Source organism: Massilia scottii, from assembly GCF_030846495.1.
GTDB lineage: Bacteria > Pseudomonadota > Gammaproteobacteria > Burkholderiales > Burkholderiaceae_D > Telluria_A > Telluria_A violaceinigra.
This window is the reverse complement of the sequence record NZ_JAVCWM010000005.1, coordinates 352,532-376,985: the sequence shown is the minus strand read 5'-3', so window position 1 is coordinate 376,985 and position 24,454 is coordinate 352,532. Positions and strand designations below refer to the sequence as shown.

The following is a 24,454-nucleotide window of genomic DNA, read 5'->3' as shown; positions in this document are numbered from 1 at the left end:
CCCTAACGATGTTAGCTTATATGACGATGACAAGCAATGCAGAGGTAATCGTGGCCGGCGCCGGGCCGGTCGGGCTGTTGCTGGCCTGCGAACTGGCGGTGGCCGGCGTGCGGGTGACGGTGCTGGAGCGGCGCGCCGGGACGGTGCCCCAATCGCGCGCGCTGACCATGCACGGGCGCACGCTGGAAATGCTGGCGCTGCGCGGCGTGGCCGGGCGTTTCCTTGCGCGCGGCATGCCCATTCCCAGCGGCCATTTCGCCGGCCTGCCGACCCGGCTCGATTTCAGCGCCTGCGACAGCACGTATCCCTTCACGCTGTTCATTCCCCAGAGCGTGACGGAACAGTTGCTCGAAGCCTGGGCCGGCGAACTGGGCGTGGACGTGCGGCGCGCGGCGACGGTCGAGGCAACCGGGCAGGATGAGGATGGCGTGTGGGTCGGCGGCACGCGGGCGGGAACGCCGTTCCGGCTGGCTGCGCGCTATCTGGTCGGTGCGGACGGGGCGCGCAGCCTGGTGCGGCGGCAGGCCGGCATCGCCTTCGATGGCTTGGCGGCCACCAAAACGGCCATGCTGGGCGACGTGCGCCTGCATACGCCACCAGCGGGCCGGGCCATCAGCCTGGGCAATCCGGCGGGCGGGCTGATGGTGGTCCCGCTCGGTGGCGAGCTGTACCGCGTGATCGTGGTCGATGCGCAGGAGATCGAGGTGCCGCTGGAGGTTCCGGTCACCCTGGAAGGATTGTCGGCAGCGACGCGGCGCGTGGCGGGGGAGGATTTCGGCATGCATTCGCCCGAATGGCTGTCGCGTTTTTCGAACCAAACCTGCCTGGCGCAGTCTTATCGTAAAGGGAGGATTTTTTTGGCGGGCGACGCGGCCCACATCCATTTGCCGGCGGGCGGGCAGGGGATGAATGTGGGCATGCAGGACGCCATGAATCTGGGCTGGAAGCTTGCTGGCGTGCTGCGGGGCAGGGCGGATGCGTCGCTGCTCGACACTTATGAAGGCGAACGCCATCCGGTGGGGGCGGCGCTGTATCGCAACACACTGGCCCAGAGCGCGCTGATGATGGATTCCTTCGGCCCGGCGGGCCAGGCGCTGCGCGCCACGCTCAGCGACCTGATGAAGGGGCCGGAACTCAATGCGGCGCTGGCGCATGATTTGTCGGGTTTCGGTATCCGTTATCCGGCTGCGCTGCTTTCCGGGGCGCCGGAGGGCGATGCGTGCGCGCGCTGGACCGGGCGCAGGTTGCCGGATTGGCCCCTGCGGCATGCCGATGGCGCGGCATCGTCGCTGTACGCGCATCTGGCGAGCGGACGCTGGCTGGTGCTGCAGGTGGACGGGGGCGTGCACGGCCGCTATCAGCCTGCGCTGGACGGCGCCTGGGTGAATGCGGTGACGGCACTGGTGCCGGGAAGGGAGGCGGAACTGGACGGCGTGGCAGCGCTCGTGGTGCGGCCGGACGGCTATGTCGACCATGCCGTTGCATTGCGGTCCTCCGTCACGGGCGGCAATCCATGCCCCGCGCAAGCGGTGACGTAGCCTGTCGCCCGGCACCTGCACGCCCGTTGTTGGTTTTCTTAGGCGTTCGCGCCAGCTCTGGTCCGGCCGCGTCCGCCTTGGCGCGGGAACAACGAAGTTGGTACCTGTAGCCCAATATTCGTCGTTCCCGCGCCGGCGGGAACCCTGGTTCCGCGCTCCACGCAAGGCTGCGACCCGCATTCCATCCCCCGCTCCTCATCCGGACGCATCCCCGCCCACGGCTCCATGCTCCCGCAGGAACCCACGGTCGGCTTGCCATCACGGCGCTCCACTCAGGCCGCGAGCAAACGCTTCTGATGCGTCACTACCCAGGCATACTGTTCCGGCGTATCCGGCACCTGAACGCCGCGCGACGCCGACACCAGCCTGAAGGCGTCCCCGGGCGTCCAGCCGTGCCATACCAGCACGGCCGCTGCCATCAATCCGGTGCGTCCGATACCGGCCCGGCAATGAATGACGGTATGTTCACCATCTTCAATGCGGCGGCCGAGCGCCTGCACCAGTGCAAAAACGCCTGGCGAGGCGGGCAAGCCGCGGTCGGCGATGGGGAAATGCGTGAAGGCAATGCCGTTCGACGCGCACAGTGCCGGCGCGTTGACCAGACCGAGTTCGTGTATTTCGTGCCGTTCCAGCAAGGAAACCATGCCGGTGATGCCATACCTGGCGATGCCGGAAAATTCTTCGTCAATCCATTCGCCAGCCACCGGTTTTGCCATCACGGCCAATGACCCGCGGCCAATGTCCGCGACCTTGTAAATCTCTGGACCCATATCACCTTTTATTGTTTATCGCATTGCGGCAACGTTGACGGCAGTGCCTCATTCGCCATCGCTTTCCTCTGACGCGGCAACTGCCCTGGCTTTGGCCGCCCCTGGCGAACGCAGCGGGCGGCGCCGGCGCGCCGATCTGGCCGCCCGCACCCCCTCCAGCCAGTCGCGTCCGGCGCCGGCCAGCGCGGCGTCGATCACCTCTTGCGGCAGGCAATACACCGAGGCCCAGCCCGCCCGGCCATCGGCCGTGTTGGTCGGAAAGTCGCGGCGCTCGATCGGCCAGCCGTACTTGCGGATCAGCGCGCGGATCACCGTGCTCAAGCTTTGCTTTCTTTGGTCGAAAATACTCTCAATGCCGGTCATGTCGTCCGATGCCAGCAAGACCGCCAGCACATCGGCGCGCAAGGTGCCTGGCATCTTGGGATAACGGAAGGTTTTGCTGCTGCTGTTACTCACTGTGGACATCCTGTCAGGCCGTGGTCAATACGATATCGACGATGATAGCCTGCTATGTGGGGTAACGGACAGAACAAAAATTCCGGTTGGAGGATAACCTAACTAGCGTAGAATTAATTGTACGGAGTACCGCCATGAAACCATCTTCTTTTGCCATTGTTGCCTTGTGCGCCTGCGCCGCGGGTGCGAATGCTCAAACACAAACTTCCGTGTATCGGGCTGCCCTCGCGCCGTCCGACGCAAAACAGGGGCTGGCGCTGGTTGATGTCAGCGATCTGTTCGACTCGGGCACGCCCGAGACCGCCACCAAGGTGTTCGGCTATCCCGGCAAGCGCATGGGCTTGCAGGACGTGACCGAACCACGCCGCTTTGCCCTCAGCAACTTTGAACGCGACCGCCAGAACAGCCGCGCCTGGGGCTTGTCGGTCGGTATCTCAGGCGGACCGGTCACCCTGCGCCTGGCGCACCAGAACAAGAGCGTTGCCAAGGTCGCACCGGCAACCTCGCTCGGCGCCCGCATGGATGCCAAGAATTCCATCGCCGCCGCCAATGTCGACCTGGGCAATATGAAGGCGTACGCCGCCTACAGCGCCAACCGCGGCTGGGGCGCGTCGCCGTTGTGGAATCCTGATAACCCCTACGGCGCGGCCATGGCCAGCACGCCATCGACCGACAGCCGCGACGTACTGGTCGGCATTGCCGTGCCGATGCGCGCCACCACCTACCTGGTGTCGTTCGTGCGCAAGAACGACCGCGACCGCGCCAACCGCGATGTGGACATGCTGGCCTTCGGCGCCACTTATCAGATTTCGCGCCGCACCGATTTTTATACCGCGTTTTCGCTGGTAAAACACCGTACCGGACCGGGCTACATGGCCATCACGGCGCCGGACGGCGGCAAAGGCTGGTCGGCCCTCAACATCGGCATGCGCCACTCGTTTTAAGCGCGGCCGGGCCCGATTCGGAGCGCTGGGCCGCCGCGCCGCAGGCGGGTCAGTCCTTGGTGCACGGCGCGTGCGCCATCAGGTGTTCAAATTCCAGCGCGCCCACCGGGCGGCTGAAGAAATAGCCTTGCACTTCATCGCAGCCATGCTCGCGCAGGAAGGCCAGCTGTTCGGCCGTTTCCACCCCTTCGGCAATGACTTTCATGCGCAGGCTGTGCGCCAGCGAAATGATCGACACCACGATCGCCGCCCCGTCGGCTTCCAGCGCAATGTCGCGCACGAACGACTGGTCGATCTTGAGCACGTCGATGGGAAAACGGCTCAGATACGACAGGCTGGAGTAGCCGGTGCCGAAATCGTCGATGGCGAGGTGCACGCCGAGCTGCTTGAGCATGCGCAAGATCGTGATGGCGTTGTCGACATCGCTCATCACCATGCTCTCGGTCAGTTCCAGCTCCAGGTAGCGCGCCTCCAGGCCGCTTTCCTCGAGGGCGCTGGACACCGATTGCAGCAGATCCTTGCCGGTGAACTGGCGGGCCGACAGATTGACCGCCATGCGCAGCCGGCCCAGCCCGGCCTTTTGCCAGGCCATGTTCTGCATGCACGCGGTACGGATCACCCACGCGCCGATCGGGATGATCAAGCCCATTTCTTCGGCCAGGGCGATGAAGCGCAGCGGCGAGACCAGGCCCAGCACCGGATGCTCCCAGCGCAGCAGCGCTTCCATGCCGACGATGACGCCGCTGTGCACATCGATCTGGGGCTGGTAGTGCAGCACCAGTTCGTTGCGTTCGAGCGCGTGGCGCAGGTCGGCCTCGATCTGCAGGCGTTCCAGGGTGCGCGCGTTCATTTCCGGGCAATAGAACTGGTAACTGTTGCGCCCCAGTTCCTTGGCCCGGTACATGGCTATGTCGGCATGCTTGGTCAGGGTGTCGGCGTTGCCGCCATCGGCCGGGTACACCGCCACGCCCATGCTGCAGGTGACGAAAAATTCGTGCGCCTGGATCCGCAGCGGCTCGGCCACCGCGTCCATGATGCGCTGGAGCACGCGCAGACCGTCGCCGTCGCCCGGATGGCCGGGCAAGACCAGCACGAACTCGTCGCCGCCCATGCGCGATACCGTGTCGGCCTCGCCCACGGCGCCCTTGATGCGCTCGCCCAGCACGCGCAGCATGGCGTCGCCGGCTTCATGGCCGAGCGTGTCGTTGACGAACTTGAAGCGGTCGAGGTCGACGAACACGACCCACAGTTCGGTACCCGCGCGGTGTGCCTGCGCAATGGCGCTGGAGAGCCGTTCGGCCAGCAGATGGCGGTTGGCCAGGCCGGTCAGGGCGTCATGATTGGCCTGGTATTCCAGCTCGGCCTCGAAGCGCATCACGGCGCTGATGTCGTACTGGGCCACCACGAAATGGCTGATCGCGCCGGCGTCGTCGCGCACCGGGGCGATGAACAGGTCGTTCCAGTAGCCGCTGCCATCCTTGCGGTAGTTGCGCAGCACGGCGTGGCCTTCGCGCTGTTCGCGCAGGGCGGCGCTGATTTCGTCGATGTTCTGCTGGTCGTGTCCGGCGCCCTGCAAGGATTTGAGGCTCTTGCCGATGACCTCGGCGGCGCTGTAGCCGGTGATCGATTCGAATGCGGGATTGACGTACTCGACGGCATAATCGGGGCCTTCGGCGTTGCAGATGATGACCGCGTTGGCCGACACTTCAATGACTTTCTCGCGCAGGCGCAGCGCCTTTTCGGTGCGTTTGCGCAAGGCCAGGTCTTCGGTCAGGCGCAGGTTGGCGAACTGCAGCGCGGCGGTGCGTTCGCCGGCGACGCGCTCGATCGCCGAGTGGCGCGAGACCAGGCTGTAGACATAGCCGGCCGTCAAGAAGCTCGACAGCAAGCCGCCCAGCAGCGCATACCAGGAACCGGCGTGGGTGCCCACGAAGGAGCGCGGTTCCTGGGTCACTTCGATGAACCACGGTTCTCCCCCCACGTTGAATACCGCGTTGACCGGAGCCGGATGGTCGTACAGCAGCCAGGCGGGCAGCAGGGAGCGGACGCTGCCGGACCGGCGTGGCGCCTTGCCGTCGGAAAACGCCAGCTGCGCCGCCTGCGCCGAGCCCGATGCGTAGATATTGATCGACATGCCGGGCTGGTCGAGCAGCCTGGCGTTGCCGAGCAGGGTATGGATCAGGTGGTCGACGCGGAACACGGCGGCCGTCTCGCCGATCACGGCGCGCTCGCGCTGGCGGACGGTGTCTTGCGGGGCCTGGCGCTGATAGACCGGCGCGAGCACCAGGAAGCCGGTATGAAATCCGCGCTGCTGCACCAGCGAGAGCAGGCCGGTGGCGGTGACGCGGCCGTTGCGGCGCGAGCGCGAGCGGGCGTCGCCATAGGTCGTCACGGCTGAAGTGTCGAGCCCGAGCGCGGTGTCGTTGCCGGCGGCCGGTTCGATATACTCGACCACGTTGTAGTGCGCGCGGCGTGGCGCCGGGCCGTGGTGCTCGTCGATGAATTCGGTGATGGTAAAACCCGGGATGCGCCGGCGCTGCTGCGCTTCGTAGGCCGGGCGCTCGGCATGGCTGACGAGGCGCTGGAAGCTGAGGGCGTGCAGTTCCGGATAACGCGCCAGCAAGGGCGCGGTAAAGCTGCGAAATTGTTCCCTGCTGACCACACCGAAGGTATTGAACAGCTGGTTGACCACCATCAGCTGCTCGATCGCGCCCGACAGTCCGCCGGACACGGCATTGATGCGCAGCATGGCTTCCTGCTGGAAGCGCACGGTGCGCGCCTGGGTTTCCACCCGCCGCACCGAGGCGAACAGCAAGGCAGTCAAGGCCAGCCCGACCAGCAGCGCCAGGATCGCCGACACCGAGATCGAAATACGCACCCGGCGCAGTAAATTTCCCATCAGCGAACCTCCTGCGTGCACGCGTCCGGGTGATCGACGATCACATCTGGCCGTAGGTTCACGATACGCCAAAGTACGCCGTTTGTATGTACGCTTCCGTACGGACGAGTATGCTTTACTGTAATACATTGCGTCGTAGAATCACTGCGCGTGATATTCTGTCGGACTAACTCAACGCAGTATTCACTGGAAGAATAGGCCGTCTCCAATGTCCAGTAAGCACGACCCTAACCAGAACCATTTGTTGGCAGCGCTTCTCGACGCCGAATTCGACCGTCTTGCCCCGCACCTCGAACTGATTCCCCTGCTGCTTGGCGACGTGTTGTCGGAATCGGGCGACAAGTTGCATCATTTGTACTTCCCCACGACCGCGATCGTGTCGCTCCATTACCTTCTGGAAAATGGAGGCTCGTCCGAAATTGCCGGGGTCGGCAATGAAGGCGTGCTCGGCGTGTCGGTATTCATGGGCGGCGACAGCACGCCCAGCCGCGCCGTGGTGCAGACGCGCGGCCATGCCTACCGCTTGCCGGCCGCGATCCTGATGGAAGAATTCAATCGCGGCGGCCATGTGATGCGCCTGCTGCTGCGCTACACCCAGGCCCTGCTGACGCAAATGTCGCAAACCGCGGTGTGCAACCGTCACCATTCGGTGGAGCAGCAACTGTGCCGCTGGCTGCTGCTGACCCTGGACCGCCTGCCGTCGAACGAACTGACCATGACCCAGGAACTGATCGCCAATATGCTCGGCGTGCGGCGCGAGGGCGTCACCGAGGCGGCCGGGCGCCTGCAGGGCTACGGCTACATCAGCTACCGGCGCGGCCACATCACCGTGCTGGACCGGGCCGGGCTGGAGGACGACGTGTGCGAATGCTACGCCGTCGTCAAGAAGGAATTCGGACGCCTGCTGTCGGACGTGCGCCACCGCCAGGGAAACATCGGATGAGCAACGGTTTCTTGCACAACACCTCGGTCGAGCGCCTGATGGTGATCGGCTTCGGCGCCACCTTGGCGGTGCTGCTGCTGGTCGGCAGCATCGCGCTCAATTATGCGGTCGACTCGGCGGGCGCGGTCAACCTGATCAAGGCCAGCATCATCCTGCTGCTCATTTTCCTGGCGCTGCTGTTCGTGCGGGTGCAGCGCGCCATCAGCCAGCGTACCGAGGCCGACCGGGCGCTGCACGCGGTGCCGCTGCTCAAGGCCGGCGCGCTGCAGGATGCGATTTTCAACAGCGCCAATTTTTCCAGCATTGCCACCGATGCCCAGGGCGTGATCCAGATTTTCAACGTCGGCGCCGAGCGCATGCTGGGCTACGCCGCCGCCGAAGTGGTCGACAAGCTGACCCCGGCCGATATTTCCGACCGCCAGGAACTGGAAGCGCGCGCCGCGGAACTGAGCCATGAAATGGGCGAGCCGATCGCCCCCGGCTTCGAATCGATGATCCACAAGGCCCTGCGCGGCATCGAAGACATTTACGAACTGACTTATATTCGCAAGGACGGCACCCGCTTTCCGGCGCTGGTGTCGGTCACGGCCCTGCGCGACGCGCCCGGCCGGGTGATCGGCTACCTGCTGATCGGCAGCGACAATACCGCGCGCAAGCAGGTCGAGGCCGAACAGGCCCTGCTCGACCAGCGCCTGCGCGACCAGCAGTTCTACACGCGTTCGCTGATCGAATCGAATACCGATGCCCTGATCGCCACCGATCCGCGCGGCATCATCAGCGACGTCAACCAGCAGATGGAAGCGCTGACCGGCTGCACCCGCGACGAACTGATCGGCGCACCGTTCAAAAGCTATTTTTCCGAGCCGGAACGGGCGCACGAAGCCGTCACGCGCGTGCTGCGCGAAGGCAAGGTGACCAATTACGAGCTGACGGCGGTGGCGCGCGACGGCACCCGGACGGTGGTGTCGTACAGTGCCAGCACTTTCTACGACCGCGACCGCAAGCTGCAGGGCGTGTTCGCCGCGGCGCGCGACGTGACCGAGCGCAAGCAGTTCGAGCACGCGCTGCAGGAGACCAATGTCGAGCTGGAAAGCGCGCGCGCCACGGCCGACAAGGCCAACCGCGCCAAGTCCGAATTCCTGTCCTCGATGAGCCACGAACTGCGCACCCCGCTCAACGCGGTGCTCGGCTTTGCCCAGCTGATGGCGTCCGACGTGCCGCCGCCGGCCCCGCATCAGCAGCGCTCGATCGACCAGATCCTCAAGGGCGGCTGGTATCTGCTGCGCCTGATCAACGAAATCCTCGACCTGGCCATGGTCGAATCGGGCAAGGTGACGATGTCGCAGGAATCGATGTCGCTGGGCGACGTGCTGCTCGACTGCCAGGGCATGATCGGCCCGCAGGCCGCCACCCGCAACCTGGGCCTGCATTTCCCGATTGTCGACAAGCAGCTGTACATCCATGCCGACCGCACCCGCGTGAAACAGGTGATGATCAACCTGCTGTCGAACGCGATCAAGTACAACCGCGAAGGCGGCTCGGTGAGCGTGACCTGCGAACTGGTGGCCGACGGCCGGGTGCGCGTGAGCGTGGAAGATACCGGCGCCGGTCTGGCGCCCACCCAGCTGGCGCAGCTGTTCCAGCCGTTTAACCGCCTGGGCCAGGAAAACAGTGCCGAAGAGGGCACCGGCATCGGCCTGGTGGTCACCAAGCGCCTGGTCGAGCTGATGGATGGCCGCATCGGCGTCAACAGCACGGTCGGTTCCGGTACCGTGTTCTGGGTCGAGTTCGCAGGCGCCGCCGAGCCCGCGCTGGCGATGGACCACGATGACGACCTGGAGCGCGACCGCCGCCAGGCCGCCGCGCGCCGGATCGGCCGGCAGCCGACCCTGCTGTACGTGGAAGACAACCCGGCCAACCTGGCGCTGGTGGAGCAATTGATGGAGCGCCGCGGCGACCTGCAACTGCTCACCGCCGTCGACGGCTACCACGGCGTCGAAATGGCGCGCGCCTGCAAGCCCGACGTGATCCTGATGGACATCAACCTGCCCGGCATGAGCGGCTACGGCGCGCTCAAGATCCTGCGCGAAGACAGCAGTACCGCGCATATTCCGGTGGTGGCGCTGTCGGCCAACGCCATGCCGCGCGACATTGAAAAAGGCTTGGAAGCGGGATTTTTCCGCTACCTCACCAAGCCGATCCGCGTGCGCGAATTCATGGATGCGCTCGACCTCGCCATCCAGCACGCGGCCGAACACGGCCTGGCCGAAACTGTCGACTCCGGCACCAATGCACCACTTTGAAAGAACGACATGCTTGACCCTTCTGAAATCCTGAGCGGCAACATCCTGATCGTCGATGATCAGGAAGCGAACGTGATGCTGCTTGAACAAATGTTGCGTAATGCAGGTTACGCCAACATTTCCACGACTCAGGATCCGCGCACCGTGTGCGCCGCGCACGCCGAACACAGCTACGACCTGATTCTGCTCGACCTGCAGATGCCGGACATGGACGGGTTCGAGGTGATCGAAGGACTCAAGCTGATCGAGCGCGGCGGCTACCTGCCGGTGCTGGTCATTACCGCCCAGCCCGGGCACAAGCTGCGCGCGCTCAAGGCCGGCGCCAAGGATTTCGTCAGCAAGCCGTTCGATCTGGTCGAGGTGCAGACGCGCATTCACAACATGCTCGAAGTGCGCCTGCTGTACCGCCGCCTGGCCGATTACAACCGCCAGCTCGAACAGACGGTGCTGGAGCGCACCGCCGAGCTGCGCGCCAGCGAAGCGCGTTTCCAGCGCTTTACCGAGCTGTCGTCGGACTGGTACTGGGAGCAGGATGCGCAGGGCCAGCTGACCCGGTTTTCCGGTCCCGTCAGCGAAATGCTGGGCATCGGTGCCGACAGCGACAGCGACGGCGGCTGGAACCCGGACGAGCGCGCCGAGCTGCAAGACAATATCGCCAGCCGCACGCCCTTCCTCGATTTCATCTTCACGCGCACGCGTGCCGATGGCAGCGTGCAATACCTGCAGGTGAGCGGCGAGCCGATGTTCGATTCGTCGAGCCGCTTCACCGGGTATCGCGGGATCGGGATGGATATCACCGAGCGCATGAACTGGCGGCCGCCGGCAACGACGCCGGGCTGACATGACCCGCCCCGGCGGTGCCGCATGGCGCAGCTGTCAGCCGTTCCGGGCGGCCGCTACCTGTAGAGCCGTCGCCCCCGCGCCAAGGCGGCTCTCGGCGGGGGGGCAAGTTCGCGCCGCATCCTCGGACGCAGTTTGTCAACCTTGTCCGTGCGACACCATTCTCCGATTGTGGTTACGCTGTCATCACACCATCCAATCATTTCCGGAGGCACCATGACAGGCACCAGCACGCTCGACCCCGATAATTTCCCTGAAACGCCCGACCGCAAGCTTGGCACCGGCCATGGCACCGGCGCACTCGGCCCCAGCGATTCGTCCGACAGCGGCAGCGACCTGGTCGGCGCATCGGGCTTCGGTCGCGACGACGTGCTGGACCTCGGCGGCGGCACCACCTCCGACCTGGAAACCGGCACGGCCGGCGGCGCCGGTCCCGACATCGGCGACCCTGACCTCGACAGCGACACCGATGCCAGCGGCACCGGCGAACGCGCCGCCGCCGGGCGCGACACCACCGTGCGCGACGGCGCCGACATCGACGTCGACCACATCGAATCGATTCCCTCGGTGCCCCTCGACGAGGACGATCTAGCATTCATGGCCAGTACGCCGCCGGGACAGGCGCCAGGCGGCAAGAAGGGCGCCCACCCCTAACAGGGCGCTCAGCACGGGCCGGGTGCGCATCGACAGCGCCGTGTAGGTGCTCGATTCGGCCACCTGCGCCACCATGCCCATGCCCTGGCGTTCGCGCATGGCGTTGGCCGGATCGGGCGCGTGCAGGGCGTCGCGCCGGGTCTGCGTGGCCGGCATGGCGGACGGCTCGCGCATCTGCCGGCGAAACAGGGCATGCCGCATATAGCGGTCCATCAGCGACGGCAGGTGAAAGCTGCCCAGCGACATCAGCCTGGAGGCGGCGCCCACATACACGTCGCGGCGCTGGCGGCGCGCCGCATACAGGATCGCTTGCGCCACCAGTTCGGGCGCGTAGATGGGCGGAGGCAGGGCCGGTTCCTTTTCCATGTAGTTTTTCGCGTGCACCGTGAACAGGGTGTCGACCGCGGCCGGCTTGATCAGGGTGACCGACACCGGCGCGCCATCGTGCGCCAGCTCGACCCGCAGCGCATCCGTGAAGCCCTTGACCGCGTGCTTCGAGGCCGAATACATCCCCTGCAGCGGCACCGCCACATCCGACACTTCGCTTCCCAGGTTGATCAGGGCGCCGCCGCGCGCCTTCATGTGCTTGAGCGCTTCGAGCGAGCCGTGCACCACGCCCCAGAAATTGGTCTGGAACAGGCGCTGCTGGTCTTGCAGCGTGACATCTTCGAGCTTGCCGAAAATCGCCACGCCGGCATTGTTGATCCAGGTATCGATGCGGCCGAAGCGCTCGATCGCGGCGCGGCCGATGCGCGCCACATCGTGCGGCACGCCCACGTCGGCCGTGACGGCGACGACCTGGGCGCCATGCAGGCGCAGCTCGCCGGCCAGCTGTTCGAGGGCATCGCGCCCGCGCGCGGCCAGCACCAGGCTGGCGCCCTCGTCGGCGGCCATGCGCGCGGTGGTCAGGCCGATGCCGCTGGTGGCGCCGGTGATCACCATCACCTGGTCCTTGAGGGGTTTGAGTCGGGGTTTCATCAGGCATCCTTTCGTGAATAGGCTCACAAAGGACAGACAGCGCGCGACGGTGTTTGGTTCGCCGGCGCTGGTGCCGGGGTTACGGTGCAGGGCAGTCAGCCCCGCCTGTGCGCTGGCGGGGATGGCGCGCCGGTCAGCCCAGGTGTTTCTTGAAGAAATCCATGGTGCGCTGCCAGGCCAGCTTGGCGGCCGCTTGATCGTAGCGCGGGGTGGTGTCGTTGTTGAAGCCGTGCTCGACGCCGGGATAGATGTAGTGCTGGTAATCGACCTTGTTGGCCTTGAGCGCCGCTTCGTACGCGGGCCAGCCGGCCAGGATGCGTTCATCCTTTTCGGCGTCGTGGATCAGCAGCGGCGTTTTGATCTTCGGCACTTCGGCGGCGGGCGTCTGGGCGCCGTAGAACGGTACCGAGGCGGCCAGGTGCTTGACCACGGTCGGCAGGTAGTTGGCGATGCCGCCGCCGTAGCAGAAGCCGACCACGCCGACCTTGCCGCTACCGTTGGGCATGGCCTTGAGGATGGCGGCGGCTTCGACGAAATCGGCGCGCGTCTTGGTCTGGTCGAGTTTGCCGAACAGTTCGCGCGCCTTGTCTTCGTCGCCGGGGTAGCCGCCGAGCGGGAACAGGGCGTCGGGGGCGAAGGCGATGTAGTTCTCGAGCGCGACGCGGCGGGCGATGTCTTCGATGTGCGGATTGAGGCCGCGGTTTTCGTGCACGACCAGCACGGTCGGCAGCTTGCCTTTGGCGTTGGCTGGCTGCACCAGGTAGCCGCGCAGTTTGCCGTATCCCTGGGGCGAGGGATACTCGACATAGGTGGCCTTGATGCGCGGGTCGGTGGGAGGCACGAGCTGGGCCGCGAAACTGGGGGAGAGCGCAGCGAGCATGCTGGCGGCCGTCGCGCCGCCGACCGCGTAGCGGCCGGCCTGCGACAGAAAGCCGCGGCGGTCGAGCTGGCCGTGTACATACTGGTCGAATAACTTCAGCACTTCGGGATCGAAATCTTTAGCGGTCATGCGTGTCATCGTTGACGTCTCCTCGTAGTTGCGGTGTGGCCGTGAATGGTTCCGCGGCGATCCGATCATACCCCGGTTAAGGGCTTGATGCAGGGTGGGGGCGGCGTGAGGAAACAGGCATGGGGGCGCCGGAAGTGAGGGAGGGTGCCGCTGTTGCGGGGCGCGCGACGAGCGCTTGCGGCGCGCAGATATGTCGCGTCGCAATGCGCTGCCGTCTCGCACCGGGCCGGCGCTCCGTGGAGCCATCGCCTTCGCGCCAGGAGGGCACTCGGCGGGGGGCGGCTGCGCGGCATAACGGTTGCCCAAATGGGCTACATCATTACTTCTTGCCGGTCAGGTAAATCTGGTCGAACACGCCGCCATCGGCGAAGTGGGCCTTCTGGGCCCTGGTCCAGCCGCCGGCAACGTCGTCAATGGTGAACAGCTTGACCTTGGGGAACTGCGCGGCGTATTTGGCGGCAATTTTGGGCACCACCGGACGGTAGTAGTTCCTGGCCGCGATTTCCTGGCCTTCATCGGTGTACAGGAATTGCAGGTAGGCTTGCGCCACCTTGCGCGTGCCGCGTTTGTCGACAACCTTGTCCACCACCGACACGGGCGGCTCGGCCAGGATGCTGAGCGATGGCGCAACGATGTCGACCTTGTCCGGGCCGAGTTCCCTGATCGCCAGCAGCGCTTCGTTTTCCCACGCGATCAGCACGTCGCCGATGCCGCGTTCCACGAACGTGGTGGTCGCACCGCGCGCGCCCGAATCGAGCACCGGTACGTTCTTGTACAGCTTGCCGATGAATTCCTTGGCCGTCGCTTCAGTGGCGCCCGGCTGGCGCAGGGCGTAGCCCCAGGCCGCAAGGTGGTTCCAGCGCGCCCCGCCCGAGGTCTTGGGATTCGGCGTGATCACGGCGATACCCGGCTTGACCAGGTCGTTCCAATCCTTGATGCCTTTCGGATTGCCTTTGCGGACCAAAAACACGATCGTCGACGTGTAGGGGGCGCTGTTGTGCTGCAAGCGTTTTTGCCACTGGGGCGACACGCTGCCGCGCTCGGCGATGGCGTCGATGTCATAGGCCAGCGCGAGCGTGACCACGTCCGCTTGCAGCCCGTCGATGACGCCACGGGCCTGCTTGCCCGAACCGCCGTGCGATTGCTTGACCGAGACGTTGTCGCCCGTCCTGGCTTTCCATTGCTTGGCAAACGCGGCATTGACGTCCTGGTACAGCTCGCGGGTCGGATCGTACGACACATTGAGCAAGGTAAGGTCAGCGGCGAGGGCAGCTTGTGACAGCAGGGTCAGTGCGATCAGGGACTGGCTTATTTTTTTTAACAGCATGGTGAGCTCTCTCGGTGGGAAATGCGGGAACAAACAGCATAAATTGCTCCCACCGGAAAGAACACGAATTAAATCAGCTTTGCATATGCGTTTAATGTGCCTTGGAGAGGATCAGCAGCCAGCGGCGCATCAGCAGCACTTCCACATGGCCCGGCTCGACGCCGGTATCGCATTCGATGATGGGGTTGACCGGGTAGAAGCGCTTGCGGAAATCGCGCGTCACCAGCACTTCGCGGCGGCCGAGGCGCATCAGGAATGGGGTTGGAGCGTATTCGAGGCCGAAGTTACCGTTCAGTGGAGTCATGATAAATTCCTTTGGGGTTTGCGTTGAGCGAGTGAATCCAGAATAGCACAAGTACTGTATGAATCCACAGGTACTGTATAAATAAACAGTTGTTTGTCGTTTTGCGGCATCGGCCCCTTTCTCGTCAGGAATAGGCGATGTGCCGCCCGGGCAGGCCGGCGCCGTCCCGCGCACGGGTGCCCTGGACCAGCGCCATGATCTGGTCCTTGCCGATGGCGATCGGCGCGGCGATGCTGCCGTCGGCGCCAAGCAGCAAGGCGCTGGGCGTGGCCACCACCCCGAACAGGGCGTTGATTTCCCGTTCCTCTTGCAGCAGGGCATCGGCGCCGATCAGGCCACCGAGCTTGTCGCGGTTGGCCTGGGCTGTCCCGCTGGTCACAATCACCAGCCGGTCGCGGGGAGGATGCGCGCCGCGCCATGCCAGCAGGTCGGCCAGCAAATCCTGGCACGGTGCGCAGTCGGCGCTCACGAACAGCAGCAGCGACGGGGTGCCGTTGCCGAACAGCGTACTTGAGGAGACAGCCGCCCCCGCCAGGGTGACGGCGCTGAACGCGGGCGCGGCGCTGCCGGGCAGGGGGCCGGTCAGCGGTGCGAACTGGTGTTCCGGGATGCCGGCCGCGGCCAGGCGTTGCTCCAGGTTATCGATTTTCAGGAGCAGCCGCCCTTGCTGGCGCACCAGGTTCAGCGACAGCCAGCCCTGGAGCAGAAAGAGGCACGCCACGGCCAGCGACGCCAGCACGGCCGCGCCAGGCGTCGCCGCCAGCTTGCCGGCTGCTGCCAGCAGCCCCTGATCGAGCTGTGCGGGTCCGGTCCACAATACATAAGCGGCGCACAGGGTCAGCAGCAGGCTGCGCAGGGCGACGCCCCAGCTGACCGGCGCGGCACGCACCTGTCCGAAGCAGTTGCAGCTGGGATGCCTGTTTTGCAGCAGCGCGACCGTCACCAGCATGGTCACCAGCGCCATGAACAGGGTCGCCGCCAGCGCGCCGGCCCATGCCACGCCTGGCGTGAGCAGGCAGACGGCAATGCCGAGCTCCGCAGCAGGCAGCACGGGAGCGGCCCGATCCGCCCATCGCGCGGGCAAGCCGAACTCGCGCATGGCGCCGGCGGTCTCGGCCGCGCGGCCGAACTTGGACACGCCGGCCAGGGTCAGGACCAGCACCACCGCGATGCCGCATACGACGAACAGGATACCCATTGATTACCTCCGGTCAGTGGCTGGAATGTGAATGGCGCGCTCAGTGCCTGCGGGCGCTGGCCGGCCGCGCCGTGGTCGGTCCCGCCGCCGGCGCCACCCCGAACGGCGACACGCGCTCGCCGCCAACGACGAAGCAGGGCTGGATGCAAACAGGATGGCTTCCGCAGCAAGTGACGCTGACGCAGGCCCATCCGGGCGGGCAGCTGGCGCTGGAGGTGCAGCCCGACAAGCCCGCGCACGGTTGCGGACGGTGGCAAAATCCGGCGCCTTCGATGGTCTGGAAGCACACGCAGCCGGGATCCTCGCAGCTGGGCAATGCCTCGCAGGTGCCGCCGGGGCAGGTCTTGCAGGTTTGGGTGCCGCAGCAGTCGCAGGCCGCCTGCTGCGCCGCGAGGTAAGCCGGGGTGCCCCAGGTATCGGTCCGGACACCCTCGAAGTAGGCGCGCGCCGTGGCGCGGCACGAGGAGCGCCGGATCCGGTTGCTGTCCAGGCCGAGCGCATCGAGGCGCGGCGGGTAAGCCGCGTCGCAGGCGTCGCGCAGGCAATCGATGAACGTGCCGTCGCAGCGTGGCCGGTTGCTGTTGCAGCTGCCCCAGCAGCAGTCGTGGCCGTCGCAACAGGCGCCGAAGCGCGCCGCGCCGAACGCGCCCGGAAACGATTGTCCGCCGGCGGCGCCGCAGCCGTTCGGACGGCAGACGTAGCCCGGGTGCGCGACCCGCTCGGGGCACGAGGCCAGGTCCGCCAGCGGATGCTTGGGCCGCACTCCGGCCGGGGTGCAGCATTGGGTCGCCACGTCGTACAGCTGGCGTCCGCACAGGCAGTTGGCCGCGGCCCGGGCCTGCTTCATGCCGACGCTGCCGAGCAGCGCCGAGACCGCACCGAACAGCGCCACTTTCATCACGTCGCGGCGCGCAATCTGGCTGCCCAGCGAGCGCGAAAAATGGTCGAAGCCGGTGTCGTCTCCGGCAGGGCTGGCCGGCGCGGCGGCGCGCACCCGCGCGCGCCCCCAGCGGCGCAGTGCGCGCGCCAGTGCCGACATGGCCGAACGAGTGGCATCCATGCTTTCCTCCGCGTCATACATGCATTGAATCGATTCAGGCAAACCGGTATGGCGTCATCACGTAGTCGGACACGACGGGCCCGGCCTCGTCGCTGGCGTGGTTCCAGGACGTCAGCGCGGCCGGGCTGGCTTCCGACCGCGTTCGGGTGCTCATCAATTGAAATCCGGACAGGGATTGTCCGGGCGCGAGCTGATGCGGGTAGGGCGGCGCATCGTCGGCGGCGTACCACAGCACGAAGGTCTGGCCGTCGGTTTCCACCGCCCAGCCGGCCGGGATGCCGGTCACGGCCACCGGCGCGGCGATCGCCAGTGACAAGGTGGCGATCGACTTGCGGCTGCCGGCCGGCTCGTCGTTGAAGAGCGTGTAGTTCCAGTAGCGGGCCCGGGACGCCGATTCCACGCGCGCCTTGAAGCGCGGCAGCGCGGCCGCCGTCGCGGCAGGCAGGCGGATGAAGCGGTTCAGGCTCAGCCCATACGCAAGCCCGCCCACCGTGTAGGTCCCGCTGAGGGTGAACAGGTATTTGCCGCCCACGGCCAGTTCCGCGCTGGAAAAGCGCGCCGTCACATGCGCGGTGGCGCTGGCGCCGATGAGCTCGATCACGATGGGGAATCCGGGCGGGCTGGCGCGGCGCGCGCTGCCGAGCGTCATCGCGCTGATGTGCAGATTGCCCAGCGGCGCTTCGCCCACGTTCATGATGTGCAGATTGAGGAACACTTGTCCGTTCACATGCTCAATCCCCGGCTCTCCGAGCACGACCTTGGTAGCGGCTGCAAGCTTGGCCATGTCAGCCTCGCAAGCCGTTGGGATGCCCGGCCCGGGGCCGGGCCAGGGCCGCGCCGGCCAGCAGCGCAATGAGCCCGGCGCTCACCAGCGGCACCGTGGATGGTTCCGGCACCGCGGCCGCCTGCCCCCCGATGAGGAAGGAAAACGTGCTCACGTCGCTGAAATTGCCATGGATGTCGGCCGCGAATACGTCCATCGACCAGGCCAGGCCGCGCACCGCATCGGGCGCGATGTCGACGTGGAACAGTTCGGTCAGGCCGGAGATCGTCCGGTTGCCGATGGTAAATTCAATCCCGCCCAGGCGTTGCTGGGGCGCCAGCATGTGATGCGGGTAGCCGCTGAACTCGAGAAATATCTCCGTGCTGAGCAGATCGAAGCCGCTCAGGTTGGTGATGGTGCCCGTGGCATCCCAGGCCGATCCGGGCGCCAGGGTGATGGTGTGGACGGCGGGCGTGATGGTCAGCAGCGACGCTGGCGCGGGCGCGGACCAGAACACGGCCATCGCGAAGAGGAGGGTGGCACATCGGTTCAATCGCACAAGGATCTCCGGCGGGAAGGGATGGGGGAGCTGCTGTTCTGCCGATTTTGTAAGAAGGCGCCGCTAGCGGGTTTGATTCGCGTCCATCCGTCCGGCTTGCTTAACCCGCCTCACGCCGGCGCTTGACGCGGCGCGACTCGTGCATGTGCGTTCGCTCAACAAGCGGCCGCTTGAGCCGGGCCTGGTGTAAAATTTGGCGCACAGCAACAATTTGATTGACTACTGTGCAAGTCGCGGCGATACTGCGCGCAAGCTGGCTGTAGTGCAATATGATCTGACGTATCATATTGACGATTACGTCCATGCCCGGTGGACCAGGTAAAACCGGTTTTGTGTGCCGTCAGCAGTCCCGCGGGAGCCTGTGGCGCTTGTTCATTGATTGGGGTTCTATTCATGCCTGACCCAAAGGCGGTCAATTCTGCGCTGTATAACGCGGTGCGCAAAGACGTGGCGCGCTACGTCAGAAACAAGCTGCGAAGCATGGAACTCGACGTCACCGCCCTCGAGCTGCATAACTCCAGCTCGACCAAGACCTTGCGCGTGTACGTGACGGTAAGCCGCACGACCAACCTGAAGGCACTGTACCTGGCCGAAACCATCGTCTGCCAGGAATTGCAGAAGGAATTCGGCCTGCGTCCGGACGCCTTTTACTGGCGCTATCATCCCGAACGCAAGGCAGCAGCGGAGGAGGAGGCGGTGCCTTCCTCGTCGACCCATTGAAATCGATTTGCCATGGCTAGTCAAAAAATCCTCGTCGTCGACGATTCGCTGGTGCAGCGCCTGATCGTCGCCGAACTGCTGCAGGCCCACGGGCACCGCGTGATCCTCGCCACCGACGGCGTCGAAGCGGTGGCGATGGCGCGCAGCGAGCTGCCGGACCTGATCGTCATGGATGTCGTCATGCCCAACCTGAACGGCTTCCAGGCCACGCGCGCCATCACCAGCGATGAAACCACCTGGCATATCCCGGTCATCCTGCTCACCAGCAAGGATATGGATTCGGACCGCGTCTGGGCGCTGCGCCAGGGCGCGACCGCGTTCCTGAACAAGCCGCTCGATCACGCCGCGCTGCTCGACCTGGTCAATACGCTGGAATAGCAGCGGGCCGGGCGCCAACTTGGCGGTCTGTGCGCTGCGAAGGGCGGCGCGTCGTGTACGATTGCAAACGTTGCCGTGCCGCTGGTGCCGGCCGTCGCCCATCGTTCAACCGTGATCAATTTCCATCCCCGCGTACGCAGCTTCGTCGCCGCCCGTCTCAGTCCCGAAGGCGAGCTCGGCTTGCACGTCACCATCGGCGCCATCCTGATGATGCTGGCGGCCGCGCTGTTCGGCAACCTGGCGGCCGACGTCGTCTCGCACGACGACATCACCGAGCTCGATGCCCTCCTGGCGAACTGGTTCCACGGACACAAGGACAGCATCTGGACCGGCCCCATGCTGTTCATCACCAACACCCATGACGTGCTGGGCGTGCTGCTGATGGCGAGCGCGCTGGGCCTCTACTTTTACTTCAGGAAAGCGCGCTACTGGCTCATTTGCCTGGTGCTGGCGGTGCCGGGCGGCCAGCTGCTCAACGTCATGCTCAAGTATATTTTCCAGCGTGCCCGGCCGAGCTTCGACGAGCCGCTGCTGACCTTGTCCACCTACAGCTTCCCCAGCGGCCATACCCTGGGCGCGACCGTGTTCTACGGCTTGCTGGCGGCCTACCTGGTGTGCGTGGTGCCGCGCTGGCGCGTGCGCATCGTGGTGGTGCTGGGAGCCTGTACGATGGTCGCCCTGGTGGCCCTGAGCCGGGTCTACCTGGGCGCCCATTACCTGAGCGACGTGCTGGGGGCCATGGTCGAAGGCTGCGGCTGGCTGGCGGTATGCATCACCGCCTGCTCGACCCTGCGCCGGCGGCGCGCGGCGCGCATCAGCGAGTAAGCCATCGCTTTCCCTCTCAACGCACCCCGAGGAGTGCCATCCTGACCCCGATCGCAGTCATCATCAACGGCAGTGCCGGCAGCGGCCACGACGACGGCCGCGCCGCCGAGCTGCGCGACAAATTCGCCGCGCATGGCCTGGATGCGCACGTCACCCTGGCGCGCGGCGGCAGCGAGTTGATCGAGGCGGCCAGGGCGGCGCGCGCCAGCGGCAGGCAGATCGTGGTGGCCGGCGGCGGCGACGGCACCATCAACGCGGTCGCCTCGCAGCTGGTCGGCAGCGGGGTGGCGTTCGGCGTGCTGCCGATGGGCACCCTGAACCATTTCGCCAAGGACCTCGGCATTCCGCTGGCGCTCGACGAGGCGATCCGCAACGTGGCGCAGGGCCGCCGCACCCAGGTCGATGTGGGCGAGGTGAACGGCACGATCTTCCTGAACAATTCCAGCCTCGGCCTGTATCCCGACATCGTGCGCGACCGCGAAAAGCAGCAGCGCCGGCTCGGGCGCGGCAAGTGGCTGGCGGCCTGCTGGGCCACCGTGACGGCGCTGCGCCGCTATCCGTTTCTCAGCCTGCGCCTGACGGTGGGCGAGCAGGAACATGCGCGCCGCACGCCGTTCGTCTTCATCGGCAATAACGAATACACGATGCAGGGCCTGAGCGTGGGCGAACGCCAGCGCCTCGATGCCGGCAAGCTGAGCCTGTACGTGGCGCAGCGTCCCGGCCGCCTGGGCTTGCTGCGGCTGGGCTGGAGCGCCCTGTGGGGCAGTCTGGCGCAGGAGCGCGATTTCGACGTACTTACGGTCGAAAACATGGAAATTGCCACCCGCCACACGCGTTTGCGCGTGGCCACCGATGGCGAAGTGACCGTCATGACGACTCCGCTGCGTTACCGGATTCGTCCGGCCGCGCTGACGGTCGTTGTCCCAACTTGAGGAGTTAGCATGCGTACTTTGGTTCATCTTTCAGACCTGCATTTCGGCCGGGTCGACGAAAAACTGCTGGCGCCGCTGCGCGAGCTGGTCGAACGCATCGCGCCGGACGTGGTGGTGGTCTCGGGCGACCTGACCCAGCGCGCCAAGAGCGAGCAATTCGAGGCGGCCAGGGCCTGGCTCGACACCTTGCCCGGGCCGCAGATCATCGTGCCGGGCAATCACGACATTTCGCTGTACAACGTGTTCCGGCGCTTCCTGCAGCCCCTGACGCGCTACAAGCGCTACATCACCGACGACCTCGATCCGATCTATGTGGATGAAGAGATCGCGGTACTGGGCGTGAATACCGCGCGCTCGCTGACCTTCAAGGATGGGCGCGTCAACGACGAGCAGGTGGCCATGATCCGCAAGCAGCTCAAGGGGCTCGACCCGGCGATCACGCGCATCATCGTGACCCATCATCCGTTCGACCTGCCCAAGACCGAGGATGACGACGACCTGGTGGAGCGGGCGCCGGCGGCGATGCAGGCGTTTGCCGACTGCGGGGTGGACCTGCTGCTGTCGGGGCATATGCATACCAGCCATGCCGGCAACACCTCGGAGCGCTATCAGATGAGCGAGTACGCGGCGCTGGTGGTGCAGGCCGGCACGGCGACCTCGACGCGCGGACGGGGCGAGGTGAATTCGTTCAACGTGGTGCGGGTCGAGCACCAGCGCGTGGAAGTGGACCGCTATGGCTGGGATGAGGTGGGCATGCAGTTTTCGCTGATGAAGACCGAGCCGTTCCTGCGCTCCGGCAATATCTGGGCGGGCCATACCGAAGGCTTGATGGCCAGCGGAATCTGAGCCGCTTGCCGCTCCGCAGCGCCCGGGTTGACAGTACAATAGGCTGTGCGGCCGCTCGCGCGAGCGCCGATGCAAAAGTCCTGTGCCGGTGCGCACCCTGCGCCGGCGCAGCGGATGTCCGATGGTCCGACCTCACTGGCGCGATGTGCTCATGGCTGATTTTTCCCCTGAAAGTGCGCGTGGCGCGCCGCTGACCATCGTGCGGGTCGAGGCATGGAAGGTGCGCATGCCGTATGGCGCGCCCATGCAGTCCTCGCGCGGGCGCCTGGAGGTGGGCGAAAAGGTGCTGCTGCGCCTGACCGCGCTCGATGGCACCGTGGGCCTGGGCGAGGCCTCGATCATTTTCCCCGCGCGCGACGGCGAGTGCGCCGACTCGGTGTTCCGCCGCCTGGCCGAGGTCAGCGGCCCGCTCCTGCTGGGCCAGGACGGCGCGCGCATCGTCACCATCTTGCAGACCCTGGCCGGCCTGTCGTCGGAACGCCACGCCTTTCCCACGTCCCTGTGCGCCATCGACCTGGCGCTGCACGACCTGAAGGCGCGCCACCTCGGCATCCCGGTTGCCGACCTGCTCGGCGGCGCGACGCGCGAACGCTTTGCCCTGTCGCGCAGCATGGCCATGCCGGACGAACGCACGGCGGTGCAATCGGCCTGCACGCTGGCCGAGATGGGCTATCGCCTGCTCACCCTGAAAGGCAGCGCCGACTGGCGCCACGATATCCGCATGGCGCGTGCGGTGCAGCGCGCCGTGGGCGCGGGCGTGCGCATCGAGATCGATCCCAACCAGGCGTGGCACTGCAAGGCGGCGCTGGCCGTCGATGCCGCCTTGCAGGAGTGCGAGCTCGAATGCATCGAGCAGCCGTGCGCCTGGTGGGATATCGAGGCCATGCAGCTGATCACGGAACGCGCCCATGCGCCCATCGCGGCCGACGAAAGCGTCCTCAGTCCGGCCGACGCGATGCGCGTGGTGCGCGCGCGCGCGGCCGACATCATCACGGTCAAGCTGGCGAAGTCCGGCGGCTTGCGCGCCTCTTCGGCCATCGTGGCGATCGCCGAAGCAGGGGGGCTGCAGTGCAACCTGGGCTCGAAACACACCCTGGGCGTGGGCAGCGCGGCCCTGCTGCACTTTGCCGCGGCCCATCCCGCAGTCGGCGAATTCGTCGGCTACGGTTCCGCGCTCGAACGCTTCGTCGGCGACATCATCAACGAAACCATCGACATCAGCGATGGCCAGGCCCGGCTGCCGCCCGGTCCCGGCTTCGGGGTCACGCTGAACGACGAAGCGATCGCACGCTTCGCCCTTGCCTCGGCCGACCTGTCGGCCGAGCGGACGCGCGCGCGGTGACGCTGCCGCCCTGCGCCACCTACGGCCATGCGGCGCGGCGCGGCCGGCTGCTGCAAGCCTTGCCGGCCTTGCTGGCGATGCAATCGCCCTACCATGCCGGCTGGGTCGTGCTGCAACTGCTGGGCATCATCAGTGGCCTGGACAGCGAGCGCGCGCAGATCGTGCGCCATCTGCGGGCCCTGGCGCGCGCGCGGCCGATCGCTTCGGTGTACATCGCCGGCAGCGCCGATTGCGGCCTGCTGTCGGTGCTGCACGAAGCGTTCGGCGCGGGCATCGCGGCGCTCGACGTGCGCGTCGCCGACCGCTCGCCGGTACCGCTGGCGCTGTGCCGGCAGTACGCCGGCGCGATGGGCTTTGCGGTGACGCTGGACGTGCACGACCTGTGCGCGGCGCCCGCTCCGGACGGGCGCCGGTTCGACCTGGTGCTGACCCATTCGCTGCTCAGTTTTATCGCACCGGATGCGCGCGCCGCGCTGGTCGGCCATCTGGCGGCGCGGCTGGACGTGGCGGGCAGCCTGCTGCTGTACCAGAGCGTGCGCGCGCAGCATGGCGTGTCGCTGCTGGCGTATGCGCCGCGGCAGGTCGACAGCATGGTCGCCGCCAGCCTGGCGGCCCAGGGCACTGGCGCGCGGCGCCTGGCCATGCTGACCGACCACGAACTCGAATTGATCGTGCGCGCGTTCTGCGCGGCCAAGACCACCCATGCGGTGGCCTCGGTGGACGAATTGGCCGGCAGTGCCCGCGCCGCCGGCCTCACCGGCGTGCGCTGCGAGCCGCTGTCGGCGCGGGACCTGGCCGGGCACCGGCCCGCCACGCCGGAAAGCCATTACGTCAAATGGATGATGCAGGGACAGCGGGCCGCCTGA

Annotated in this window: 24 protein-coding genes; 13 read left to right on the top strand and 11 right to left on the bottom strand. The window is 66.2% G+C overall.

Annotated elements, in window-relative coordinates; translation table 11 throughout:
• Positions 1-20: 20 nt before the first annotated feature.
• Positions 21-1,538 carry an FAD-dependent monooxygenase gene (locus RBA41_RS09425; RefSeq protein WP_306623327.1) on the top strand — a complete coding sequence of 506 codons (1,518 nt, stop codon included), beginning with the start codon at positions 21-23 and terminating at the stop codon, positions 1,536-1,538.
• Positions 1,539-1,810: 272 nt separating this feature from the next.
• Here RBA41_RS09425 and RBA41_RS09420 read toward each other — a convergent pair whose 3' ends face one another.
• On the bottom strand, positions 1,811-2,308 hold the full coding sequence (locus RBA41_RS09420; RefSeq protein ID WP_374709517.1) for a protein-tyrosine phosphatase family protein: 498 nt from the start codon (positions 2,306-2,308) through the stop codon (positions 1,811-1,813).
• A gap of 48 nt (positions 2,309-2,356) precedes the next feature.
• Complete coding sequence (locus RBA41_RS09415) at positions 2,357-2,764, bottom strand: hypothetical protein (RefSeq protein WP_306623325.1); 408 nt, start codon at positions 2,762-2,764, stop codon at positions 2,357-2,359.
• Between the two features lie 134 nt (positions 2,765-2,898).
• On the opposite strand from RBA41_RS09415, the gene RBA41_RS09410 reads away from it, so the two are divergent.
• Positions 2,899-3,708, top strand: coding sequence for a porin (locus RBA41_RS09410; RefSeq protein ID WP_306623322.1), 810 nt, complete (start codon positions 2,899-2,901; stop codon positions 3,706-3,708).
• Between the two features lie 49 nt (positions 3,709-3,757).
• Here RBA41_RS09410 and RBA41_RS09405 read toward each other — a convergent pair whose 3' ends face one another.
• A complete protein-coding gene (locus RBA41_RS09405) occupies positions 3,758-6,607 on the bottom strand; it encodes a bifunctional diguanylate cyclase/phosphodiesterase (RefSeq protein WP_306623321.1) in 2,850 nt (949 codons plus the stop codon).
• A 208-nt stretch (positions 6,608-6,815) separates the two neighbouring features.
• On the opposite strand from RBA41_RS09405, the gene RBA41_RS09400 reads away from it, so the two are divergent.
• The 4 genes from RBA41_RS09400 (at position 6,816) to RBA41_RS09385 (ending at position 11,347) form a co-directional block, all read left to right on the top strand.
• On the top strand, positions 6,816-7,550 hold the full coding sequence (locus RBA41_RS09400) for a Crp/Fnr family transcriptional regulator (protein ID WP_099881090.1): 735 nt from the start codon (positions 6,816-6,818) through the stop codon (positions 7,548-7,550).
• Positions 7,547-9,853: a PAS domain-containing hybrid sensor histidine kinase/response regulator gene (locus tag RBA41_RS09395; protein WP_306623318.1), complete on the top strand. Its 2,307-nt coding sequence runs from the start codon at positions 7,547-7,549 to the stop codon at positions 9,851-9,853. The genes RBA41_RS09400 and RBA41_RS09395 overlap by 4 nt, the downstream gene beginning before the upstream one ends.
• Before the next feature lie 9 nt (positions 9,854-9,862).
• Positions 9,863-10,693 (top strand): response regulator, encoded by an 831-nt coding sequence (locus tag RBA41_RS09390; RefSeq protein WP_306623316.1) that lies wholly within the window; start codon positions 9,863-9,865, stop codon positions 10,691-10,693.
• A 216-nt stretch (positions 10,694-10,909) separates the two neighbouring features.
• On the top strand, positions 10,910-11,347 hold the full coding sequence (locus RBA41_RS09385) for a hypothetical protein (RefSeq protein WP_306623314.1): 438 nt from the start codon (positions 10,910-10,912) through the stop codon (positions 11,345-11,347).
• On the opposite strand, the gene RBA41_RS09380 is transcribed toward RBA41_RS09385, so the two are convergent.
• The 8 genes from RBA41_RS09380 to RBA41_RS09345 all read right to left on the bottom strand — a co-directional run bounded on the left by RBA41_RS09380 (position 11,282) and on the right by RBA41_RS09345 (position 18,545).
• A complete protein-coding gene (locus RBA41_RS09380; protein WP_306623313.1) occupies positions 11,282-12,325 on the bottom strand; it encodes an SDR family oxidoreductase in 1,044 nt (347 codons plus the stop codon). The genes RBA41_RS09385 and RBA41_RS09380 overlap by 66 nt on opposite strands.
• Before the next feature lie 133 nt (positions 12,326-12,458).
• A complete protein-coding gene (locus RBA41_RS09375; RefSeq protein WP_306623312.1) occupies positions 12,459-13,343 on the bottom strand; it encodes a dienelactone hydrolase family protein in 885 nt (294 codons plus the stop codon).
• A 310-nt stretch (positions 13,344-13,653) separates the two neighbouring features.
• Positions 13,654-14,661, bottom strand: a complete 1,008-nt coding sequence (locus RBA41_RS09370; protein WP_306623310.1) for a sulfate ABC transporter substrate-binding protein — start codon at positions 14,659-14,661, stop codon at positions 13,654-13,656.
• Positions 14,662-14,752: 91 nt separating this feature from the next.
• Positions 14,753-14,965 carry a hypothetical protein gene (locus RBA41_RS09365; RefSeq protein ID WP_054263454.1) on the bottom strand — a complete coding sequence of 71 codons (213 nt, stop codon included), beginning with the start codon at positions 14,963-14,965 and terminating at the stop codon, positions 14,753-14,755.
• 124 nt (positions 14,966-15,089) lie between these two features.
• A complete protein-coding gene (locus RBA41_RS09360; protein ID WP_306623309.1) occupies positions 15,090-16,163 on the bottom strand; it encodes a MauE/DoxX family redox-associated membrane protein in 1,074 nt (357 codons plus the stop codon).
• A gap of 40 nt (positions 16,164-16,203) precedes the next feature.
• Positions 16,204-17,223, bottom strand: coding sequence for a phospholipase A2 family protein (locus RBA41_RS09355; RefSeq protein WP_306623308.1), 1,020 nt, complete (start codon positions 17,221-17,223; stop codon positions 16,204-16,206).
• Between the two features lie 34 nt (positions 17,224-17,257).
• Positions 17,258-18,007 carry a hypothetical protein gene (locus tag RBA41_RS09350; protein WP_306623306.1) on the bottom strand — a complete coding sequence of 250 codons (750 nt, stop codon included), beginning with the start codon at positions 18,005-18,007 and terminating at the stop codon, positions 17,258-17,260.
• Between the two features lies 1 nt (position 18,008).
• On the bottom strand, positions 18,009-18,545 hold the full coding sequence (locus tag RBA41_RS09345) for a PEP-CTERM sorting domain-containing protein (protein ID WP_306623305.1): 537 nt from the start codon (positions 18,543-18,545) through the stop codon (positions 18,009-18,011).
• A 393-nt stretch (positions 18,546-18,938) separates the two neighbouring features.
• Here RBA41_RS09345 and RBA41_RS09340 point away from each other — a divergent pair, with 393 nt between their 5' ends.
• The 7 genes from RBA41_RS09340 (at position 18,939) to RBA41_RS09310 (ending at position 24,454) form a co-directional block, all read left to right on the top strand.
• The gene (locus tag RBA41_RS09340) at positions 18,939-19,265 is read left to right on the top strand and encodes a hypothetical protein (RefSeq protein WP_306623304.1); all 327 of its coding nucleotides are present in this window, start codon (positions 18,939-18,941) and stop codon (positions 19,263-19,265) included.
• A 12-nt stretch (positions 19,266-19,277) separates the two neighbouring features.
• A complete protein-coding gene (locus RBA41_RS09335) occupies positions 19,278-19,643 on the top strand; it encodes a response regulator (protein ID WP_306623303.1) in 366 nt (121 codons plus the stop codon).
• Positions 19,644-19,718: 75 nt separating this feature from the next.
• A complete protein-coding gene (locus RBA41_RS09330) occupies positions 19,719-20,468 on the top strand; it encodes a phosphatase PAP2 family protein (protein WP_306623302.1) in 750 nt (249 codons plus the stop codon).
• Positions 20,411-21,400, top strand: coding sequence for a diacylglycerol/lipid kinase family protein (locus tag RBA41_RS09325; protein WP_306623300.1), 990 nt, complete (start codon positions 20,411-20,413; stop codon positions 21,398-21,400). The genes RBA41_RS09330 and RBA41_RS09325 overlap by 58 nt, the downstream gene beginning before the upstream one ends.
• Positions 21,401-21,409: 9 nt before the next feature.
• A complete protein-coding gene (locus RBA41_RS09320; protein WP_306623298.1) occupies positions 21,410-22,246 on the top strand; it encodes a metallophosphoesterase family protein in 837 nt (278 codons plus the stop codon).
• Between the two features lie 121 nt (positions 22,247-22,367).
• Entirely contained in the window at positions 22,368-23,588 is a 1,221-nt protein-coding gene (locus tag RBA41_RS09315; RefSeq protein ID WP_306623296.1) for a mandelate racemase/muconate lactonizing enzyme family protein, read from the top strand.
• Positions 23,585-24,454: a class I SAM-dependent methyltransferase gene (locus RBA41_RS09310; RefSeq protein ID WP_306623295.1), complete on the top strand. Its 870-nt coding sequence runs from the start codon at positions 23,585-23,587 to the stop codon at positions 24,452-24,454. The genes RBA41_RS09315 and RBA41_RS09310 overlap by 4 nt, the downstream gene beginning before the upstream one ends.

Bases quoted from the DNA above. Each gene is read 5' to 3' on its own strand.
- RBA41_RS09425 (WP_306623327.1), top strand. From the start codon at position 21: ATGACGATGACAAGCAATGCAGAGGTAATCGTGGCCGGCGCCGGGCCG.
- RBA41_RS09420 (WP_374709517.1), bottom strand. From the start codon at position 2,308: ATGGGTCCAGAGATTTACAAGGTCGCGGACATTGGCCGCGGGTCATTG.
- RBA41_RS09410 (WP_306623322.1), top strand. From the start codon at position 2,899: ATGAAACCATCTTCTTTTGCCATTGTTGCCTTGTGCGCCTGCGCCGCG.
- RBA41_RS09405 (WP_306623321.1), bottom strand. From the start codon at position 6,607: ATGGGAAATTTACTGCGCCGGGTGCGTATTTCGATCTCGGTGTCGGCG.
- RBA41_RS09400 (WP_099881090.1), top strand. From the start codon at position 6,816: ATGTCCAGTAAGCACGACCCTAACCAGAACCATTTGTTGGCAGCGCTT.
- RBA41_RS09395 (WP_306623318.1), top strand. From the start codon at position 7,547: ATGAGCAACGGTTTCTTGCACAACACCTCGGTCGAGCGCCTGATGGTG.
- RBA41_RS09390 (WP_306623316.1), top strand. From the start codon at position 9,863: ATGCTTGACCCTTCTGAAATCCTGAGCGGCAACATCCTGATCGTCGAT.
- RBA41_RS09385 (WP_306623314.1), top strand. From the start codon at position 10,910: ATGACAGGCACCAGCACGCTCGACCCCGATAATTTCCCTGAAACGCCC.
- RBA41_RS09380 (WP_306623313.1), bottom strand. From the start codon at position 12,325: ATGAAACCCCGACTCAAACCCCTCAAGGACCAGGTGATGGTGATCACC.
- RBA41_RS09375 (WP_306623312.1), bottom strand. From the start codon at position 13,343: ATGACACGCATGACCGCTAAAGATTTCGATCCCGAAGTGCTGAAGTTA.
- RBA41_RS09370 (WP_306623310.1), bottom strand. From the start codon at position 14,661: ATGCTGTTAAAAAAAATAAGCCAGTCCCTGATCGCACTGACCCTGCTG.
- RBA41_RS09365 (WP_054263454.1), bottom strand. From the start codon at position 14,965: ATGACTCCACTGAACGGTAACTTCGGCCTCGAATACGCTCCAACCCCA.
- RBA41_RS09360 (WP_306623309.1), bottom strand. From the start codon at position 16,163: ATGGGTATCCTGTTCGTCGTATGCGGCATCGCGGTGGTGCTGGTCCTG.
- RBA41_RS09355 (WP_306623308.1), bottom strand. From the start codon at position 17,223: ATGGATGCCACTCGTTCGGCCATGTCGGCACTGGCGCGCGCACTGCGC.
- RBA41_RS09350 (WP_306623306.1), bottom strand. From the start codon at position 18,007: ATGGCCAAGCTTGCAGCCGCTACCAAGGTCGTGCTCGGAGAGCCGGGG.
- RBA41_RS09340 (WP_306623304.1), top strand. From the start codon at position 18,939: ATGCCTGACCCAAAGGCGGTCAATTCTGCGCTGTATAACGCGGTGCGC.
- RBA41_RS09335 (WP_306623303.1), top strand. From the start codon at position 19,278: ATGGCTAGTCAAAAAATCCTCGTCGTCGACGATTCGCTGGTGCAGCGC.
- RBA41_RS09325 (WP_306623300.1), top strand. From the start codon at position 20,411: ATGCATCACCGCCTGCTCGACCCTGCGCCGGCGGCGCGCGGCGCGCAT.
- RBA41_RS09320 (WP_306623298.1), top strand. From the start codon at position 21,410: ATGCGTACTTTGGTTCATCTTTCAGACCTGCATTTCGGCCGGGTCGAC.
- RBA41_RS09315 (WP_306623296.1), top strand. From the start codon at position 22,368: ATGGTCCGACCTCACTGGCGCGATGTGCTCATGGCTGATTTTTCCCCT.